Annotated in this window: 18 protein-coding genes; 13 read left to right on the top strand and 5 right to left on the bottom strand. The window is 70.7% G+C overall.

Going from position 1 to position 18,150, the window contains the following annotated elements:
- Positions 1-117 precede the first annotated feature (117 nt).
- The 8 genes from E1262_RS18385 (at position 118) to E1262_RS18350 (ending at position 10,456) form a co-directional block, all read left to right on the top strand.
- Positions 118-852: a helix-turn-helix domain-containing protein gene (locus tag E1262_RS18385; protein WP_132104592.1), complete on the top strand. Its 735-nt coding sequence runs from the start codon at positions 118-120 to the stop codon at positions 850-852.
- 869 nt (positions 853-1,721) lie between these two features.
- A complete protein-coding gene (locus E1262_RS18380) occupies positions 1,722-3,359 on the top strand; it encodes an amidohydrolase (RefSeq protein ID WP_162605975.1) in 1,638 nt (545 codons plus the stop codon).
- The gene (locus E1262_RS18375) at positions 3,356-5,008 is read left to right on the top strand and encodes an amidohydrolase (RefSeq protein ID WP_132104590.1); all 1,653 of its coding nucleotides are present in this window, start codon (positions 3,356-3,358) and stop codon (positions 5,006-5,008) included. Before E1262_RS18380 ends, E1262_RS18375 begins: the two co-directional genes overlap by 4 nt.
- 18 nt (positions 5,009-5,026) lie before the next feature.
- The gene (locus E1262_RS18370; RefSeq protein WP_132104589.1) at positions 5,027-6,334 is read left to right on the top strand and encodes an amino acid ABC transporter substrate-binding protein; all 1,308 of its coding nucleotides are present in this window, start codon (positions 5,027-5,029) and stop codon (positions 6,332-6,334) included.
- Between the two features lie 25 nt (positions 6,335-6,359).
- Positions 6,360-7,229 carry a branched-chain amino acid ABC transporter permease gene (locus tag E1262_RS18365; RefSeq protein WP_132104588.1) on the top strand — a complete coding sequence of 290 codons (870 nt, stop codon included), beginning with the start codon at positions 6,360-6,362 and terminating at the stop codon, positions 7,227-7,229.
- Positions 7,226-9,166, top strand: a complete 1,941-nt coding sequence (locus E1262_RS18360; protein WP_132104587.1) for a branched-chain amino acid ABC transporter ATP-binding protein/permease — start codon at positions 7,226-7,228, stop codon at positions 9,164-9,166. The genes E1262_RS18365 and E1262_RS18360 overlap by 4 nt, the downstream gene beginning before the upstream one ends.
- Positions 9,150-9,854, top strand: coding sequence for an ABC transporter ATP-binding protein (locus tag E1262_RS18355; protein ID WP_132104586.1), 705 nt, complete (start codon positions 9,150-9,152; stop codon positions 9,852-9,854). The genes E1262_RS18360 and E1262_RS18355 overlap by 17 nt, the downstream gene beginning before the upstream one ends.
- Before the next feature lie 44 nt (positions 9,855-9,898).
- Entirely contained in the window at positions 9,899-10,456 is a 558-nt protein-coding gene (locus E1262_RS18350) for a pyridoxamine 5'-phosphate oxidase family protein (RefSeq protein WP_132104585.1), read from the top strand.
- On the opposite strand, the gene E1262_RS18345 is transcribed toward E1262_RS18350, so the two are convergent.
- The 3 genes from E1262_RS18345 to E1262_RS18335 are packed head-to-tail and all read right to left on the bottom strand — an operon-like array spanning position 10,441 to position 11,495.
- Entirely contained in the window at positions 10,441-10,770 is a 330-nt protein-coding gene (locus tag E1262_RS18345; RefSeq protein ID WP_132104584.1) for a type II toxin-antitoxin system RelE/ParE family toxin, read from the bottom strand. The genes E1262_RS18350 and E1262_RS18345 overlap by 16 nt on opposite strands.
- Positions 10,767-11,006: a type II toxin-antitoxin system ParD family antitoxin gene (locus tag E1262_RS18340; protein WP_132104583.1), complete on the bottom strand. Its 240-nt coding sequence runs from the start codon at positions 11,004-11,006 to the stop codon at positions 10,767-10,769. Before E1262_RS18340 ends, E1262_RS18345 begins: the two co-directional genes overlap by 4 nt.
- A gap of 9 nt (positions 11,007-11,015) precedes the next feature.
- Positions 11,016-11,495: a cytidine deaminase family protein gene (locus tag E1262_RS18335; protein WP_203453997.1), complete on the bottom strand. Its 480-nt coding sequence runs from the start codon at positions 11,493-11,495 to the stop codon at positions 11,016-11,018.
- A gap of 317 nt (positions 11,496-11,812) precedes the next feature.
- Here E1262_RS18335 and E1262_RS18330 point away from each other — a divergent pair, with 317 nt between their 5' ends.
- The 5 genes from E1262_RS18330 to E1262_RS18310 all read left to right on the top strand — a co-directional run bounded on the left by E1262_RS18330 (position 11,813) and on the right by E1262_RS18310 (position 16,663).
- A complete protein-coding gene (locus E1262_RS18330) occupies positions 11,813-13,585 on the top strand; it encodes an acetolactate synthase large subunit (protein ID WP_132104582.1) in 1,773 nt (590 codons plus the stop codon).
- A gap of 9 nt (positions 13,586-13,594) precedes the next feature.
- Positions 13,595-14,119: an acetolactate synthase small subunit gene (gene ilvN, locus E1262_RS18325; protein WP_119658601.1), complete on the top strand. Its 525-nt coding sequence runs from the start codon at positions 13,595-13,597 to the stop codon at positions 14,117-14,119.
- A 43-nt stretch (positions 14,120-14,162) separates the two neighbouring features.
- Positions 14,163-15,191 carry a ketol-acid reductoisomerase gene (gene ilvC / locus E1262_RS18320; RefSeq protein ID WP_132104581.1) on the top strand — a complete coding sequence of 343 codons (1,029 nt, stop codon included), beginning with the start codon at positions 14,163-14,165 and terminating at the stop codon, positions 15,189-15,191.
- Positions 15,192-15,227: 36 nt separating this feature from the next.
- A complete protein-coding gene (locus tag E1262_RS18315) occupies positions 15,228-15,866 on the top strand; it encodes a LysE family translocator (protein WP_132104580.1) in 639 nt (212 codons plus the stop codon).
- Between the two features lie 383 nt (positions 15,867-16,249).
- Complete coding sequence (locus E1262_RS18310) at positions 16,250-16,663, top strand: VOC family protein (protein WP_132104579.1); 414 nt, start codon at positions 16,250-16,252, stop codon at positions 16,661-16,663.
- Between the two features lie 6 nt (positions 16,664-16,669).
- On the opposite strand, the gene E1262_RS18305 is transcribed toward E1262_RS18310, so the two are convergent.
- Positions 16,670-17,188, bottom strand: coding sequence for a hypothetical protein (locus tag E1262_RS18305; protein WP_132104578.1), 519 nt, complete (start codon positions 17,186-17,188; stop codon positions 16,670-16,672).
- 23 nt (positions 17,189-17,211) lie between these two features.
- On the bottom strand, positions 17,212-18,150 hold a 939-nt coding region (locus E1262_RS18300; RefSeq protein ID WP_203453996.1), incomplete at its 5' end, for an anthranilate synthase family protein.

Here is an 18,150-nt window from a genome sequence, read left to right as displayed (position 1 = left end):
GTCCGCTCCGGCGAGAACCTGTTCAACTACACTTACCATCCGAGTGAAGCGGAGCCGGACGCGTGCGTCAACCCGGTAAGCTGCGCTCAGCCATGGTCAACAGGGAACGGAGACCGCGTGAGTCCGTCGGCAGTGCCCCCGATCGGCGAGCGCATCCGCCAGGAGCGGATGCGCAAGGGCGTCAGCGCCCGCGGCCTGGCGCGCGAGATCGGGGTCTCGGCCAGCCTGATCTCCCAGATCGAGACCGACAAGAGCCAGCCGTCGGTCAGCACGCTGTACGCGATCACCACGGCGCTGGGCATCTCGATCGAGGACATCTTCGCGCCCGTCGACGGCGCCGAACCTGCTGGTGACGGCGGCGGGCAAGGCGGCGGCGACGTCCGCGTCGACATGGTCGTGCCGCCGGCCGGCGTCGCCGTCGCGCCCAGCGAGGCGGCCGCGGAACCGGCGTCGGCGTCGGTCCCCGAGACCATCAGCGCCCTGCGGCACCTCGGCTCCAGCCGACGGCGGGTCGGCCCGGTGGTGCGGGCGTCCGAACGCGAGGTGCTCACGCTCGACTCCGGCGTCACCTGGGAACTGCTCGGCCAGGTCCCCGACGCCCACACCGACTTCCTGCGCATCACCTACCAGCCGGGCGGGTCGTCGTCGAGCTCCGGGCTGCTCATGCGGCATTCCGGCACCGAGTACGGGCACGTCCTGAGCGGTGAGCTGGTGCTGACTCTCGGGTTCGAGGAACACCACCTGCACGCCGGCGACTCCGTCTCCTTCGACTCGACGATGCCGCACGCCTACCGCAACGACGGCACCGAACCGGCCGTCGGCATCTGGTTCGTCCTCGAGCGCCCCGCCTGACCAAATGGCTCTCTTCTGCTGCTTCCGTGGGTCCTTCTAGTCTGTGGTTCGCCGCGGTGGACGACGATTGGGGCGTCGAACGTGGCTTGTTCGGCGTCGTCGGTGGCGCCGCCGCGTTCCCCGGTGGTCGCATCTCGTTGGGCGGGTGACACGTTGGCCGGGGGTTCGTGGCGTTGGTCGTTCCCCTGCTGCCCGATTGTCTTGGCCGCGGACCCGCGCCTCCGCGGCTAAGAACGGGCGGCTATCAGGGGGACGGGGCAAGTGCGGGCACGCCCGAGCCCGGTGGGCGTGATTTGGTGTGGCGTCGGTGCTGGTGGACAGCGTTGATCATCGGCGATCGTCCACGCCTAGCAGCAGAAGAGCCGGAAATGCTCACCTGAAGTAGGGGTGTTCACGCGCTCCCACCCATCTGGTCAACCGAAGGCGCCTAGCCCGACGCCCCAGGACACCAAACGCACACCGTCACGTTGATCACGGTGAAACGCCCCTTTCCAGTGCCTCGAAAGGGCACCTTCTCCATGATCGTCAACTTCTGGCTGGCGGTAGCACCAGAAATCCTCGCGATGTAGCGGATCCCGGATGATCAAGGTCGCCATCGATGTCACGTCGGCCGTAACGGTCAGCGGGGCTGTGTACCTTACCGCGTGTTACGGGCGATGAACAACGCTATTGCACGCAGTGTTCAGTTCTCCTACACTCCTGGCCCAGAGCTGCGTCCCACCCGCTGCCCGGATCCGGGCAGATCGGAACGACCCGTGGGAAGGCGGTGTCGGCTGATGAGTGAGGATGAACACCGAGCCGAGCGAGGTTCGGGACCGTCCCGGCGCGAGGTGCTGCGGACGGGAGCGGCTGCGGGAGTCGCGGCAGCCATGGCGGGAGCGGGGGCGCACGCCGCCCACGCCGCGCACACGACGACATCTACTGGGACCACCACCACGACCACCCCAGGCGTCCGCGGTGACACCGACCTCGCGCTGGTCAATGGGCGCATCCACACCATGGACGCGAACGACACCGTCGTGTCGCACGTGCTGATCCGCAACGGCCGGTTCATCGCGGTCGGCGACGGGCCGATGCGTGCGCAGGGGCGGCCGTTCGACGTCGTCAACCTGCGTGGCCGCACGGCGATCCCCGGGATCATCGACAACCACAACCACATCGTGCTCATGGGCAATCGGCCCGGCCACCACACGCCGCTGGAGAACGCGTACTCCGTCGCCGACGTCCAGGAGACCTACGCGTTACGGGCCAAGGACCTGCCGGCCGGCGCGTGGATCACCACGATCGGCGGCTTCCACCGCAACCACCTGGTCCCGCCGGACCAGCCGCCGCGCCTGCCGACCCGGGCCGAGCTGGACGAGGCCGTCCCGGACCACCCGGTCTATCTGTCTGAGAGCTTCAGCGGCCCGTCCGCCACGAACAGTGCAGGCCGGGCGTTCTTCGCCGGCCTCGGCATCCCGGTCGGCGATGACGGGTCCATCGTCGCAGGCAACCCGACCGGCCGGGCGACCCTGGCGCTGCGGCAGACGCTGCTCACGCCCGACGAGCGCAAGCGCGGCACCGTCGACGCCATCGCGTACGGGCTGAGCCTCGGCGTGACGACCCACCTCGACCAGGGCGCGTTCCAGGCCACCAACACACCGTCGGACGGCGCGGCCCACGAGGACAACTTCACGATGCACCTGCCGTTCCTCAGCCTGCTCGAGGAGCGCCGGCTGGACGCGCGGCTGCGCATCAACTTCTTGCACATGGAGTCCGACCAGGGCACGCCGGAGCTCGCGGCGCGGCTGCGCAACGCGTTCCCGTTCTTCGGCGGCGACCTCGCCCGCACCGGCGGCATCGGCGAGTTCATCGCCCAGGGCACCGGGCCTGCCAGTCCGTTCCTCGCGGCGGCGCGCAAGGTCGCCGCGGCCGGCTGGCGCGCCGAGGTGCACTCGCTCAGCGCCACCGACTTCCAGCAGGAGATCCAGGCGTTCGAGGCGGTGAATGCCGAGACGCCGATCACGGACCTGCGCTGGGTGGTGGCGCACGTCCCGTTCATCACGCGGGAGTACGTCGACCGGCTCGACGCGCTGGGCGGCGGCCTCTCGCTCACCGGCTGGCGGTACCTCGCCGGTTCGCCGGCACAGAACGGGCCGCCGTTCCGGATGATCGCCGACAGCGGCATCCACGCCGGCATGAGCTCCGACGGCATGCAGATCGCGCCGATGAACCCGTGGCTGCACATGTACTACGCCACCACCGGACGCAACGCGCGCGGCGTCCTGATCAACGACGGCCAGCAGCTCACCCGGCCCGAGGTGCTGCGCCTCTACACCCGTGACAACGGGTGGTTCCTCCGCGAGGAGGACGAGCTGGGCTCCATCGAGGTGGGCAAGCACGCCGACCTCGCCGTCCTCGACCGCGACTACTTCACCGTCCCGGACGAGGAGCTCAAGCAGCTCCGCTCGCTGTTCACGGTGGTCGGCGGCCGCGTCGTCCACGATCCGGGCAGGTGGGCCCGATGACCGGGATCAGCCGCCGCGGCCTCCTGACGGGCGCGCTCGCCGCCAACCGCGACACCGGCGCCGCCGCCGACCTCGTCCTCACCAACGGCCGCATCCACACGATGGACGATCACGGCACGGTCGCCCGGGCGGTCGCCATCCGCGACGGCCGGTTCGTCGCCGTCGGGAACACGGTCCCGAACCCGGGCGGCAACGGCCGGTCCATCGACCTGCGCGGCCGCACCGTCGTGCCGGGCCTGATCGAGAGCCACACGCACTTCGTCAGCCTGGCCAACCGGCCCGGCTACCACGTGGCGCAGCTGGAGCTGGCGAGCAGTATCGCCGAGGTCCAGGAGCTGCTCGCCGCCCGCCGCCCCGACGTCCCGGAGGGACAGTTCATCACCGCACTCGGCGGCTGGCACCCCCGGCAGTGGGCGGAGCAGCGGCTGCCGAGCCTGGCCGAGCTCGACGCGGCTGTCCCGGACCGGCCGGTGTTCCTGCTGCAGACGTTCGCCGGGCCGTCGGTGACGAACACGCTGGGCAAGCAGTTCTTCGAGACCGTCATGTCGCCGCTGGCCGGGCCGGTCGCCGTCGCCGAGAACGGCGCCATCGCCCCGGGCCTGCAGACGACCACGGCGCTCTACCACCTGCGGGTGCGGCAGACGTTCGACGACAAGCGGCGCAGCGCCTTGGACGCCATGGCGTTCTCCGCGCAGGTCGGCGTCACCACTGTGCTGGACCAGGTGCTCCCGCCGTCACCGGGACCGCTCATCCCGACCCAGGCGCTGTCGGGCCTGGACCACTACCGCATGTACGACGCCTGGCTCTCGCTGCACCGAGAACGCAGGGCGTTCATCCGGCTGCAGACGAACTTCCTGCACAACCAGGGCAACATCCCGGCACTCGGTGACCTGCCGAACCAGCTGCCGGAGCTGCGCGAACGGCTCAAGCACCAGTTCCCGTTCTTCGGCGACGACATGTTCCGCACCGGGGCGATCGGGGAGTGGGCCGCGCCGATCGGGGCCGGCGCCGTCTGGTTCGAGGCGCAACGGCTCGTCGCCCGGGCCCGCTGGCGCAACGAGAACAGCCCCGGCAACCTCGCCGCGCTGACCCAGGTGGTGAACGCGTACGAGGCGGTGAACGCGGAGTTCGGCATCACCGACCTGCGCTGGGGCGTCCAGCACGTCAACGAGGCCACGCCGGAGCTGCTGGCCCGGCTGAAGGCGCTGAACTGCGGCGTCTCGATGTCGGGCTTCCGCTGGCTGCAGGGCAACCCTGGACCCAACCCCGTCGGGCCGCCGTTCCGAATGATCGTCGACAGCGGCATCCCGGCCGGCCTGCACGAGGACGGCGTGCACATCGCGCCGCACAACCCGTGGTTCGCGTTGCACTACGCGACCACCGGGCTCAACGTGCTGGGACAGCCGATCAACGGCGACCAGCAGCTCAGCCGGTACGAAGCGCTGCACGCCTACACCAGGGCCAACGCCTGGTACCTGACCCGCGAGGACCGCCTGGGCTCCATCGAGCCGGGCAAACTGGCCGACCTCCTGGTCCTCGACCGCGACTACTTCACCGTCTCCGATGCCGACCTGCGGCGCACGCTCCCCGTGCTCACCGTCGTCGGCGGCGAGATCGTCCACGACACCGGCGCCCTGCGGGTGCGGTGACGAGGAGGGAGCACCGACATGAGGACCCGATCGCTGACCGCCCTGTCCGCCACGGTGGCGTTGACGCTGTTCATCACCGCCGCCTGCTCTGATGACGACGAGCCCAGCACCGAGCCGGCGCCGGGCGCGGTCGAGAGCCCGGGCGGCGACACCGGCGCGCCGAGCGGGGACCCGATCGTCGTCGGCTCCACTCTGTCGCTGACCGGCGCGTTCGGTCCGACGGGCATCATCCACCAGATCGCCGGCGAGCAGTTCGTCGAGCAGCTCAACGAGAGCGGCGGGCTGCTCGGCCGGCCGGTCGAGTGGCTGGTGCTGGACGACGAGTCCGACCAGGCGCAGGTCACGGCGCTGTACGAGCGGCTGATCGGCCAGGAGGGCGTCGACCTCATCATCGGGCCGTACGCCACTCCCAACATCATCTCGGCGATGGCCGTCGCCGAGCGCCACGGACTCACGATGCCGCAGCACACGGCCGTGCTCGCGCCGCTCATGACGTACGAGTGCCAGTTCCCGGCCTGGTCCATCGGCCCGACACCCAACGAGTACGTCCCCGACCAGGTCTTCGACGCGCTCGAAAGCCTGCCGGCGCCGCCGCAGCGGGTCGCGTTCGTCATCAACCAGGGCGGGTCGACCGACTTCATCGCCCAGGGCTCGCCCGACGACGACAGCGACCCGGGCGCCGTCTCGATCGCCGAGGACCGCGGCTACGAGGTCGTCGCCGAGATCAGATACCCACCGGACACCACCGACTGGGCGCCGATCGCGCAGCAGATCCGCGACGCCGACCCCGACTTCGTGTTCAACAGCGGCCTGGCCGTCGACCCCGTCAACCTGTTGCAGGCCATGGAGCAACTGGGCTACCGGCCTCCGATGATGTTCAGCCTGTTCCCGGCGCCCGGCCCGCTGCTGGGCCTGGGCGACGTCGCCGACGGGCTGCTCTCGGTGTCGATCTTCGAACCGAACGACGCGCTGATCCAGCAGGCCGGGCCCGAGGCGCAGGCGATCGTCGACGAGTTCCAGTCCCGCGCCGCCGCCGAAGGGCTGCCGTACACCGCGTTCGAGACGCAGGCCACGGCGTCGTGGAACGCCTGGGAGATCCTCGTCGCCGCCGTCGAGGGCAGCGGCGGGACCGACCAGCAGGCGATGTGCGACTACCTGCACGAGAACGGCGTTGACACCACGTTCAGCGGCCACCTCGAGTTCGACCCGGACGACAACAACTTCTGGCCGAGCACGCAGGGCCTGAAGCAGATCCAGAACGGCGACTGGGTCATGGTCTGGCCAGCCGACCGCGCGGCTGCGCAGCTCCAGCCGCCGGTCGGCTGAGCCTCGAGCCGCGAGGGAGTCGCGCATGACCACACTCCAGGCCGCGCTCAGCGGTGCCCTGGTCGGGGGCATGTTCGCGGTCATGGCCGCGGGCCTGTCCCTGACGTGGGGCATGCTGCGGGTCATCAACCTGGCGCACTTCGGACTGATCCTCGTGGGCGCCTACCTGACCTTCGAGCTGGCGACGTCGTGGGGCATCGACCCGATCCTGACCATCGTCCTGACCGTGCCGCTGATGTTCCTCGTCGGCGCGGGCCTGCAGTGGGCCTTCGACCGGCTCGGCGTCGAGGAGTTCGCGTCGCTGCTGGTCAGCTTCGGCCTGCTGATCATCGTCATGCAGACGGTGAGCAACGTGTGGAGCGCCGACTTCCAGCGGATGCCCGGCGACGTCAACCCGTACGCGACGCAGTCGGTGTCGCTCGGGCGGTTCGTCTTCCCGGCGCCGACGCTGATCGCCTTCGTCTTCGCGGTGGTCATCGTGGTCACCGCCGACCAGGTGTTGCGGCGCACGTTCGCGGGGCGGGCGCTGCGGGCGTTCGCCGAGGACCGCGCCGTCGCGTCGGCGTTCGGCATCGACCACCGCCGGCTCGGCATGGTGCTCGCGGGGCTGTCGGCGGCCTCCGCCGCGGTCGCCGGCATGCTCTTCGCGCTCGGCAACGCCGTGACGCCGTCGACACCGTTCGAGTGGATCGGGGTGGTGTTCGCGGTGGTGATCCTGGGCGGGATCGGACAGGTCGGCGGCGTGCTGCTGGCCGGGGTACTGGTAGGGACGCTGTCGGCGGTGGTGTCGGCGACGTGGTCTCCGGCACTGTCGCCGCTGGTGCTGTTCTCGGCGATCATCCTCGCCCTGCTGTTCCGGCCGTACGGGCTGCTGACGGTGCGAGGTGCGCGGTGATCGCCGCTCGCGGCCTCGGCGGCTTCGCGGTGGTGTTCATGGCGCTGGCGGCGTTGGCCGTGTGGCGCGAGGATCTCGGCCTGCCGATGTTCTACCTGGTGCTGGCGTCGACGGCGCTGTTCTGGGTCGCGCAGGCGACCAGCTGGAACGTGCTGTCCGGCTACAGCGGCTACTTCAGCTTCGGGCAAGGCGCGTTCGTCGGCGTCGGCGCGTACACGACGGCGGTGCTCGGCGGCCGGCACGGCGTCGACTTCTACCTGACGGTGCCGGTGGCGGCGGTGTTCTCGGCCGTCCTGGCGCTGATCGTGGGCGGGCTGGCGTTCCGGCTGCGCTCGTTCCGCGGCGAGATCTTCGCCCTGCTCACCCTGGCGGTCCCGTTCATCCTGGCGGCCTTCGCGCGGGTGAACAGCGAGATCGACGGCGGCCAGGGCGTCGTCGTCCCGGTGCCCGAGTTCCCGGAGTGGATGGGTCAGTTCCAGGACTTCCTCTACCTGCTCAACCTGCTCGTCGCCGTCGTGGCTGTCGCGGCGGCGTTCGCGATCCAGCACACCCGGTTCGGCTGGGCGCTGGCGTCCATCCGCGACGCCGAGGACGTCGCCGAGGGCCTGGGTGTGGCGACGTTCCGCTACAAGATGCTGGCCATCGCCGTGACGGGCCTGATCGGCGGCGCGGCCGGCAGCCTGTTCGCGCTGCAGATCGGCTTCGTCACCGTCGAGAGCGTGTTCGGCCTGACGATCCCGCTGTTCGTCATCGTCATGAGCGTGCTCGGCGGGCGGACGCATTGGTTCGGCCCGGTGCTCGGCGCCGTCGTCATCGTGCTCATCCAGGACCGGCTGTCCGCGTCCGGGTTCGAGGGCTGGAACCTCATCGTGCTCGGCGCGATCCTCGCCGTGCTGGTGGTCGTGGCGCCGGACGGGTTGCAGGCGCGGCTGTGGCGGCGGCCGTGGCCGGCCGTGGCGGCATTGGTGCTCGTGACTGGGGTGCTGGCGGTCGTGGACGCGTGGGGAACGCCGCTGGACTGGTTCGTCTCCGGCGTACTGGCCGCCGTCGCCGTCGTGCTCTGGCCGGGCCACGCGCCCGCGTCCGCCGAGCGCCGTCCGCCGGCCCCCGACCACGTTGATCTTGGAGAAATCGGGGAATCAACCGGGCATTCCGGGCAGCAACTCCCCGAGAACTCCAAGATCAACGGAGAGCCGGGGGAGGTGCTGGTCGAGTGCCGCGAGGTCAGCCGGTACTTCGGCGGCGTCCGGGCGCTCGACGGCGTCAGCCTCCAGCTCCGCGCGGGCGAGCTCGTCGGGCTGGTCGGCCCGAACGGGTCCGGCAAGACGACGCTGGTCAACCTGGTGTCCGGGGCGTTGCGGCCGACGAGCGGCACGATGGCGGTTGCCGGCCGCGACATCGTCGGGCTGGCGCCGCACCGCATCGCGCACGTCGGCGTCAGCCGGACGCACCAGATCCCCAAGCCGTTCGAGTCGATGACCGTCCGCGACAACGTCGCGATGGCGATCATGTTCGGCCGGCAGCCGCGGCCGCTGACCGCCGCCCGCGAAGAGGCGGAGCAGTGCCTCGACATCGTCCATCTCGGGCACCTCGCGGGCGCGCGGCCCGCGGAGATCAACCTGCACGAGCGGCAGCTGCTGGAGATGGCGCGGGCGATCGCGACGAAGCCCAAGGTGCTGCTGCTCGACGAGGCGCTCGCCGGCCTCAACCCCGCCGAGATCGACGCCGCGGTCGCCGTCGTCCGGCGCATCCATGCGTCGGGCATCACCATCGTCATCGTCGAGCACCTGCTGCGCGTCGTGAACCAGCTGGCCACCCGGGTGGTCGTGCTGAACCGGGGTCGTCTGCTGGCCGATGGTGACCCGCGCACGGTGATGAGCGATCCCGACGTCATCCGCGCCTACCTGGGGAGGCACGCCCATGCTCGAGGTTCGTGACCTGGAGGCCTGGTACCTACAGGCGCAGGCGCTGTGGGGCGTGGACCTCTCCGTGGCCGACGGTGAGGTCGTCTGCCTGGTCGGCCCGAACGGGGCGGGGAAGTCGACGCTGGTCAAGGCGATCGCCGGGTTACACCGGTCGACCCGCGGCACCATCGCCGTCGACGGCGTGGACGTCGCCCGGGTTGCCGCCCACCGCGTTGGTGACCACGGCGTTGCTCTGGTGCCCGAGGGGCGCAGGGTGTTCGCCCGGATGTCCGTGCACGACAACCTCGTGCTCGGGGCTTACCGGCGGGGTGCCCGTTCCGGTCTGGACGCGGGGCTCGCCCGGGTGCACGAGCTGTTCCCGCGGCTGGCCGAGCGGTCGGCGCAGCTCGCCGGCAGCCTGAGCGGCGGTGAGCAGCAGATGCTGGCGATCGGCCGGGCGCTGCTCGCGCAGCCGAGGTTGCTGCTCATGGACGAGCCGTCGCTCGGCCTCGCGCCGGTCGTCGTCGACGAGGTGTTCGACGCCATCCGCACCATCAACGCCGACGGCGTCAGCGTGCTGCTGGTCGAGCAGGACGTCGAGCGGGCGCTGGAGGTGTCGGCGCGCGGCTACGTGCTCGCGGAGGGCCGGATCGTCGCGTCCGGATCGGCGGCGGAGCTGACCGGGAGCGCGTTGGTCAGGCGAAGTGTTCTCGGTCTGTGATCGCGGTCGCTGCGTTGCCCCGGCATGGTCGGTAAGGTGCGACCGTGGGCAAGGTTCATGAATCGATCAGCGGCCGGCTTCGGGAGTTCATCGAGGCACAGCACCTCTTCTTCGTCGCCACGGCCCCGGCCGGACCGGACGGCCACGTCAACGTGTCGCCGAAGGGCATCGGCGGGTCGTTCGTCGTGCTCGACGAGCACACCGTCGCCTATCTCGACTACACCGCCAGCGGCGCCGAGACCATCGCCCACCTGCGCGAGAATGGCCGCATCACACTGATGTTCTGCGCGTTCACCGGCCCGCCGAACATCGTCCGCCTGCACGGGACCGGCCGGTTCGTCACGCTGTACTCGGAGGAATTTGCCGAGTTCATCCGATACTTCCCCGAGCAGCGCGGCGCCCGCGCCGTCATCGTCGTCGACGTACACCGGGTGTCGGACTCCTGTGGCTACGGCGTCCCGCTCATGGACTACGCCGGCGAGCGCGACCTGCTGCCGCCGCACATGGACCGCAAGGGCGTCGAGGGTCAGCAGGCGTACCGGCGGAAGAAGAACCGCACCAGCCTCGACGGCCTCCCGGCGTTCGACTACGACCCGGTGTGAACACCGAACGACGCGGGGATGTCCCGTTTCGTGTGGAGAACGCGCCACACATCGAGGTGGTCCTCGCGCTCGACGTAGAAGACCAGGTAGGGGAAGCGCTCGACCGGAGCTGTGCGGAGTCCCGGAAGGCCCAGCTCGTGGCCGTAGCGCGTGGAGCCGGCGCCCGGGTGGCGACCGATCATCGCGTAGACGCGTTCGAGGGCGTCGATGAAGTCGAGTGCGCTCTGCTGGGCGTGCTCCTTCCGGTAGTAGGAGATCGCGTCCTCGATGTCCCACCGCGCCCGTTCGCGCAGGCGGACCGGCCGGTCGCTCACTCGTCCACCGGTTGACGGGCCAGGGCACGGAGCCGCTCGAAATAGGCGGCATCGGCGACGTCGGCCGGTGCCGACTCTGCGCCCTCCACGATTAGAGCCCGCAGGTGCTGGCGGTCCTGGTCCCTGCGGATCAGCTCGCGCACGTATTCGCTGCTGGTGCCGTAGCCACGCTCGGCCACCTGCTGCTCGACGAAAGCCTTGAGCGGTTCCGGCAGCGAGATATTCATGGTGCTCATGTCACTACGCTAGTGGTGTTGGCAAAGTCTGCCAACGTCGGTGACGGCACAGAGGCGGCGTATCAGGTGCCGGCGGAGGGCGGCGTCAGCGGATCGGCGCGGGCCATTCGTGGAGGGGGGCAGCTCGCGCAATGGCATGGACCGCTCGCCATCCACCACGACGGCGGAGGTGAGGTTCCCCTCGTCGACCTGGCGGAGGAGTTCTCGGCAACGGCCGCACGGCGGCACGACGAACAGCTCGCCCGCGCTGCTCCGGCAGACCGCCACGATGGCGGCGACTCGGTACTCGCCCGCAGTGATCATTGCGGCGACGGCGGCCTGCTCGGCGCAGAACTCCGTGCCGCAGGGCGTGTCGAGGCAGACGCCGGAGTACGTCTGGCCCCGGTCGGTGACCAGGGTCGCGGCCACGTCGCCCTTGAGGCGGCCGTCGACCTCGCGACGGTTGAGGAGGGCCTGGGCCCGATCGATCAGATCCGCATAGGCGGTCATCGCCGCAGGTTAGCGTCGGCAGGCTGCATCTGGCGGCCAGCACCGCCACGACCGGGATGCGGACGTCCGTACCGGATGGTGAGACATCCGGGCATCCGCCTTGACGCGCGCCCTCCGGGTGGGGGACGGTGCATTCGTGCGTTTCGGCATTCTCGTACTTCATTAGCGCGTAGGCGGTTCCTCGCCGACGCGCTACCCCTCGTCAGCCCACCAGGGCCGAGGGGTTTTTTGTTGCACGGGACAGCTCGAGGCGGACGAAACGACCAGAAGCGGACGGCCTCCCACAGGCCGCACGCTCTCAGCAGAAGGGTCCGGCCATGCCGCAGGGACAGCCCACCAGGGACAACGGGACGACGATGACGGGCGCCGCGAGCCTCATCCGCTCGCTCGAGGCGGTCGGCGTCGACACCGTATTCGGCATTCCCGGTGGCGCCATTCTCCCGGCCTATGACCCGATGTTCGACTCCCAGCAGATCCGGCACATCCTGGTCCGGCACGAGCAGGGCGCCGGGCACGCGGCCGAGGGGTACGCGCTGGCGACGGGGAAGCCGGGCGTCTGCATGGCGACGTCGGGACCGGGCGCGACGAACCTGGTCACGCCGATCGCCGACGCGCACATGGACTCCGTCCCGATGGTCGCGGTGACCGGCCAGGTCGCGTCGGCGGCCATCGGCACCGACGCGTTCCAGGAAGCCGACATCCGCGGCATCACGATGCCGATCACCAAGCACAACTTCCTGGTCACCGACCCGGCGGAGATCCCGCGGACCATCGCCGAGGCGTTCCACATCGCGACGACGGGGCGGCCGGGGCCGGTCCTCGTCGACGTCGCCAAGGACGCCATGCAGGCGATGACGACGTTCCGCTGGCCGGTCGAGCTGGACCTGCCCGGCTACCGCCCGGTGACCCGTCCGCACGCCAAGCAGGTTCGCGAGGCGGCACGGCTCATGGCGTCGGCCAAGCGCCCGGTGCTCTACGTCGGTGGCGGCGTCCTGCGCGCCCGTGCTTGGAGAGAACTGTCGGAACTGGCGAAATTGACCGGGTTCCCCGTCGTCACGACGCTGACGGCGCGCGGCGCGTTCCCGGACAGCCACCCGCAGCACCTGGGCATGCCCGGCATGCACGGCGCCGTCGCGGCGGTGACGGCGCTGCAGAAGGCCGACCTGCTGATCGCGCTGGGCGCCCGGTTCGACGACCGCGTCACCGGCAAGCTGTCGTCGTTCGCGCCGAACGCCGCGGTGATCCACGCCGACATCGACCCCGCCGAGATCTCCAAGAACCGCGTCGCCGACGTCCCGATCGTGGGTGACTGCAAGGAGGTCATCGGCGAGCTGATCCCGGCCATCGAGGCCGAGTTCGCCGCCGGCACCCGGGCCGACCTCACCGGCTGGTGGCGGCAGCTGGACCAGTGGCGCGAGAACTTCCCGCTGGGCTACACGCCGGCCGACAACGGCGAGTTGATGCCGCAGTACGTGATCGAGCGGCTGGGCAAGCTCGTCGGCAGCGACGCCATCTACGTCGCCGGCGTGGGCCAGCACCAGATGTGGGCCTCGCAGTTCATCTCGTACGAGAACCCGAACACCTGGCTGAACTCCGGCGGCGCCGGAACCATGGGGTACGCCGTCCCGGCCGCGATGGGCGCGAAGGCCGGCCGCCCGGACGCCACCGTCTGGGCCATCGACGGCGACGGCTGCTTCCAGATGACCAACCAGGAGCTGGCCACCTGCGCCATCGAGGGCATCCCGATCAAGGTCGCGGTCATCAACAACGAGAGCCTCGGAATGGTCCGGCAGTGGCAGACACTGTTCTACGACGGCCGCTACTCCAACACCGACCTCGGCAGCCGCCGCATCCCCGACTTCGCCAAGCTGGCCGAGGCCTACGGCTGCGTCGGGCTGCGCTGCGACACCGCCGAAGACGTCGACGCCACCATCGAGAAGGCGATGGCCGTCGACGACCGCCCGGTCGTTGTCGACTTCGGCGTGCACCGCGACGCCATGGTGTGGCCGATGGTCGCCGCCGGCACCAGCAACGACGAGATCCAGATCGCCCGGGGCATGGCCCCCGAGTGGGATCGATCCGAGGACTGAGGGGACACGATGAGTAAGCACACGCTGTCGGTGCTGGTCGAAAACAAACCCGGCGTGCTGGCGCGCATCGCAGCGCTGTTCTCGCGCCGCGGGTTCAACATCGACTCGCTCGCCGTCGGGCCGACGGAGCACCCCGCGGTGTCCCGCATGACCGTCGTCGTCGACGTCGAGGACTCGCCGCTGGAGCAGGTCACCAAGCAGCTCAACAAGCTGGTCAACGTCCTCAAGATCGTCGAGCTCGACCCCGGGCAGTCGGTCCAGCGGGAGCTGGTGCTGGTGAAGGTGCGCACCGACCCCGAGACCCGGCCGCACGTGTTGCAGACGGTCGAGCTGTTCCGCGCCAAGGTCGTCGACGTCGCCACCGACGCCGTGACCATCGAGGCGACCGGCTCGTCAGACAAGCTGAGCGCGCTGCTCAAGGTGCTGGAACCGTACGGCATCCGCGAGCTCGTGCAGTCCGGCGTGGTGGCGGTGGGACGCGGATCGCGCTCCATCACCGACCGCGCGCTGCGCCCCGTCGACCGCGTCGCATAGTAGAGCCCACAAGTACGCACAGCACTCAGAAGGAGAAGCCCTCGTGGCAGAGATGTACTACGACGACGACGCCGACCTCTCGGTCATCCAGGGACGGGTCGTCGCCGTCATCGGCTATGGAAGCCAGGGCCACGCGCACGCGCTGAGCCTGCGCGACTCCGGCGTGGACGTCCGCGTCGGCCTGCAGGAGGGCTCGAAGAGCCGCGCCAAGGCCGAGGCCGAGGGCCTGCGCGTCGTGACGCCGGCCGAGGCGGCCGCCGAGGCGGACCTCATCATGATCCTGGCGCCCGACCACGTGCAGCGGCACATCTACGCCCACGACATCGAGCCGAACCTGCAGGAGGGTGACGCGCTCTTCTTCGGCCACGGCTTCAACATCCGGTTCGGCTACATCAAGCCGCCGGCCAACGTCGACGTCGCCATGGTCGCGCCGAAGGGCCCGGGTCACCTGGTGCGGCGCGAGTTCGCCGACGGCCGCGGCGTGCCGGTGCTGGTCGCGGTCGAGCAGGACGCTTCGGGCTCGGCGTGGGCGCTGGCGCTCGCGTACGCGAAGGGCATCGGCGGGCTGCGCGCCGGCGGCATCAAGACGACGTTCGCCGAGGAGACGGAGACCGACCTGTTCGGTGAGCAGACGGTGCTCTGCGGCGGCGTGTCGCACCTGGTGCAGGCCGGTTTCGAGGTCATGACCGAGGCCGGGTACCAGCCGGAGGTCGCCTACTTCGAGGTGCTGCACGAGCTCAAGCTGATCGTCGACCTCATGTACGAGGGCGGCATCGCCAAGCAGCGCTGGAGCGTCTCCGACACCGCCGAGTACGGCGATTACACCACCGGCCCGAAGATCATCGACGCGTCGGTGAAGGAGCGCATGAAGGACGCCCTGACGGCGATCCAGGACGGGTCGTGGGCGGCCGGCTTCATCGCCGACCAGGACGCCGGCGCGCCGGACTTCAAGCGGCTGCGGGCCCAGGGCGAGGCGCACCCGATCGAGGCCACCGGCCGCGAGCTTCGTAAGCTCATGAGCTGGGTCAAGTCCAGCGACGACGACTACACCGAGGGCACGGCCGCGCGCTGACGCCGCCGCCCCCGTGCTGACGGGAAGGGGATCGCGATGATTTCGACGACGCACCTGCTGGCGTTCGTCATCAGCTCGTTCGTCCTCATCGCGATCCCCGGCCCGAGCGTGCTGTTCACCGTCGGCCGGGCCCTGGTGCTCGGCCGGCGCGGTGGCGTCGCGTCGGCGGCCGGCAACGCCGTCGGCGCGCTCCTGCAGGCGCTCGCCGTCGCGTTCGGCCTCGGCGCGATCGTCGAGCGGTCCGTCGTCGTCTTCACCATGCTCAAGTTCGCCGGCGCCGCGTACCTCGTCTATCTGGGTGTTCAGGCGATCCGGCACCGCAAGTCGTTCGCCGACGCGGCGGCCGGCGCCGTCCGCCTCACCAGCGCCCGCCGCGCCGCGCGCGAGGCGTTCGTCGTCGGACTGACGAACCCCAAGGTGATCGTGTTCTTCGCGGCCGTCCTCCCGCAGTTCGTCGACCCCGCCGGCGCGCACCCGAGCGTGCAGATGCTGCTGTTCGGCGCCGTCTTCACGGTGATGGCGTTCCTCATGGACAGCTGCTGGGCGGTCGGCGCCGGCACCGCGCGCGACTGGTTCGCCCGGTCGCCGGGACGGCTGGGCCACTTCAGCGCCGTCGGCGGCGTCGCCATGATCGGGCTGGGCGCGCGAGTGGCGGTCACGGGGCGGCACGACTGACGTGCTGTTCCGCCGGCCGGCGCGCCGGGCAGCTCGTCGTCAACCATGCCGCCGACCGGGCGGCCACCGCGGGCACCCGCCGGTGTCCTCACCCGCTGCGCGGACACCTCACCCGCCTGAACGCCATATGGCGCGTCGATGGGTCCCCGTCACGGCCCTCACCCGGGTGAGGTGTCGTGCGGGCGCGTACCGACGATGCCGGGCGGGCTGGGCTGCCCGGCCGACGGCGTGACCACGCACCGCCGCGCCGATCACGCGATCTGGCCCGCGATCGCCAGATCCGAAGGCCCGTCACAGCAGGAAAACTCCCTCACGATCACGGTCATGTCCGCCACCGTCGGCATCACCAATCGCCGACCGCCAGGGTGGGTACACATGAGGTCATGAGAGAGATCACCGTGACCCCGAAGCTCGTCGTCGACGGCGCCGATGCCGCGATCGACTTCTACCGCCGCGCGCTCGGCGCCGAACCCGGCGTCCGGCACGCCGCACCGCATGGCAACGTCGCCTACGCCGAGTTCCGGATCGGCGCCAGCACGCTGTCGATCAAGGACGCCGACGAGCACGACGCGGCCGCCGGCGCCCTGTTCACGCTGGAGGTCGCCGACGCGTACGCCGTCGGGGCCGCCCTGGAGCAGGCCGGTGCGTCCGTCGTCTTCCCGGTCGACGACCAGCCGTACGGCCTGCGCCAGGGCCGGCTCCGCGACCCGTTCGGCATCCAGTGGATCGTCTCGCAGCAGACCGAGAACCTCAGTGAGGATGAGGTGCAGCGGCGGCTGGGCTCGGCGCCGGGCTGAGGCGGGTCAGCCGCGCTTGGTGTAGGCCGCCTGCCAGCGGTTCTCGCGGCGGTCCAGCGAGAACGTCACCCGCTCGCCGAGGGCGACGAACTCGGCGGTCGTGGCGTTGGCGTCATGGTGCCGCTGGTCGTAGGCGGACCGGACGTAGCTCGGGTACTCGGGAGGGATGCGGCGGTCGAGGTCGGGCAGCTGCTCGATCACGTCGGCCCAGATGTCCGTCCCGACGTACGAGTTGAGCAGGCCGAGGATGACCTCGGCCCGCTCGCGGGCGACCAGTTCCTCGATGACCGGCGTCAGCTGCTCGGTCAACCGCGCAGCATGTTCGCTGTCGGACAGCGCCGCCCCGCCGGCGGCGGGCCGCCAGGTGTCCAGCCGCTGCGAGCTGTACAGGTGCTCACCCTCGACGACACCGCCGTGGGGCCGGCGGACCCGCAGCACGCCGCCGCCGGCGTAGACGAGGGCGGCGTGGGGATAACCGTCCCGCAACTGCCGTACCAGCTCTTCGGTCACGACAGGGACGTCCATGCCCGGATCCTAGGCCAGATCGGTCAGGTGCGGACCGCCCGTCCATCGGGGACCGGCGCGAGCACGTCCGTCACCAGGTCCGCCAGCAGGTCGATCCCTACGGTGGACAGGATCGACTCCAGGTGGAACTGCACCGACGCGAACCCCGCACCGCGCAGTGCGAACACCTCGCCGGTGTCCGGCTGCGCAGCGGCCTCGACGCCCGGCGGGACGTCGGCGAGCCGGGCGGCGTACGTGTTGTAGAACCCGACCCGCGTCTCGCGGCCGAACAGCGGCACCGGCCGCTGCGTGCCCTGGTACGGCCGCGGTAGCGGCCCGACCGGCAGCCCGAGCTGGCCGGCGAGCACCTGATGGCTGAGGCAGACGGCGAGCAGCGGCCGCTGCGCGGCCAGCCGGGCGCGGACGACGTCGTGCAGCCGGGCGATGCGCGGGTCGGCGACGTCGCGTGGGTCGCCGGGGCCGGGTCCGGCCAGCAGCAGGTCGTACACGTCGCCGGCCGCCGGACCGGCCTCGTCCCAGCGCTGGACCTCCGCCCGCATGCCGAGCCGGCGCAGCAGGTGGGCGAGCATCGCGGTCCACCGGTCCTCGGCGTCGACGATCAGCACCGACCGCCCCGCCAGCGCCGGCCGCGCCGCGTCCGCACCCTGCGGGCGCAGCCAGAACGGCGCCAGCGTGCGGTTGCGCGCGGTCAGCGCGGCGGCGATCGCGGGGTCCTCGGCAAACGACGGCGACGGTCGCATCCGGCTCTCCCCAGCGAGCGCCGTGAGCACCCCGGCCGCCTTCGCATGCGTCTCGGCGACCTCGTGACCGGCGACGGAGTGCCGCACCAGCGTCGCGCCGACGGGAACCCGCACCGTCCCGTCCAACTCCAGGTAGGCGGTGCGGATGAGGATCGGCGCGTCGACGGTGAGCCGGTCGCCTTGGCCCTCGATCAGCGCCGCCACCCCCGCGTAGTACCCCCG

It is taken from the genome of Jiangella aurantiaca (genome assembly GCF_004349105.1).
Taxonomy (GTDB): Bacteria; Actinomycetota; Actinomycetes; order Jiangellales; family Jiangellaceae; genus Jiangella; species Jiangella aurantiaca.
Note: the sequence above shows the minus strand (reverse complement) of the source record. Positions and strands in the feature narration are given on the sequence as shown.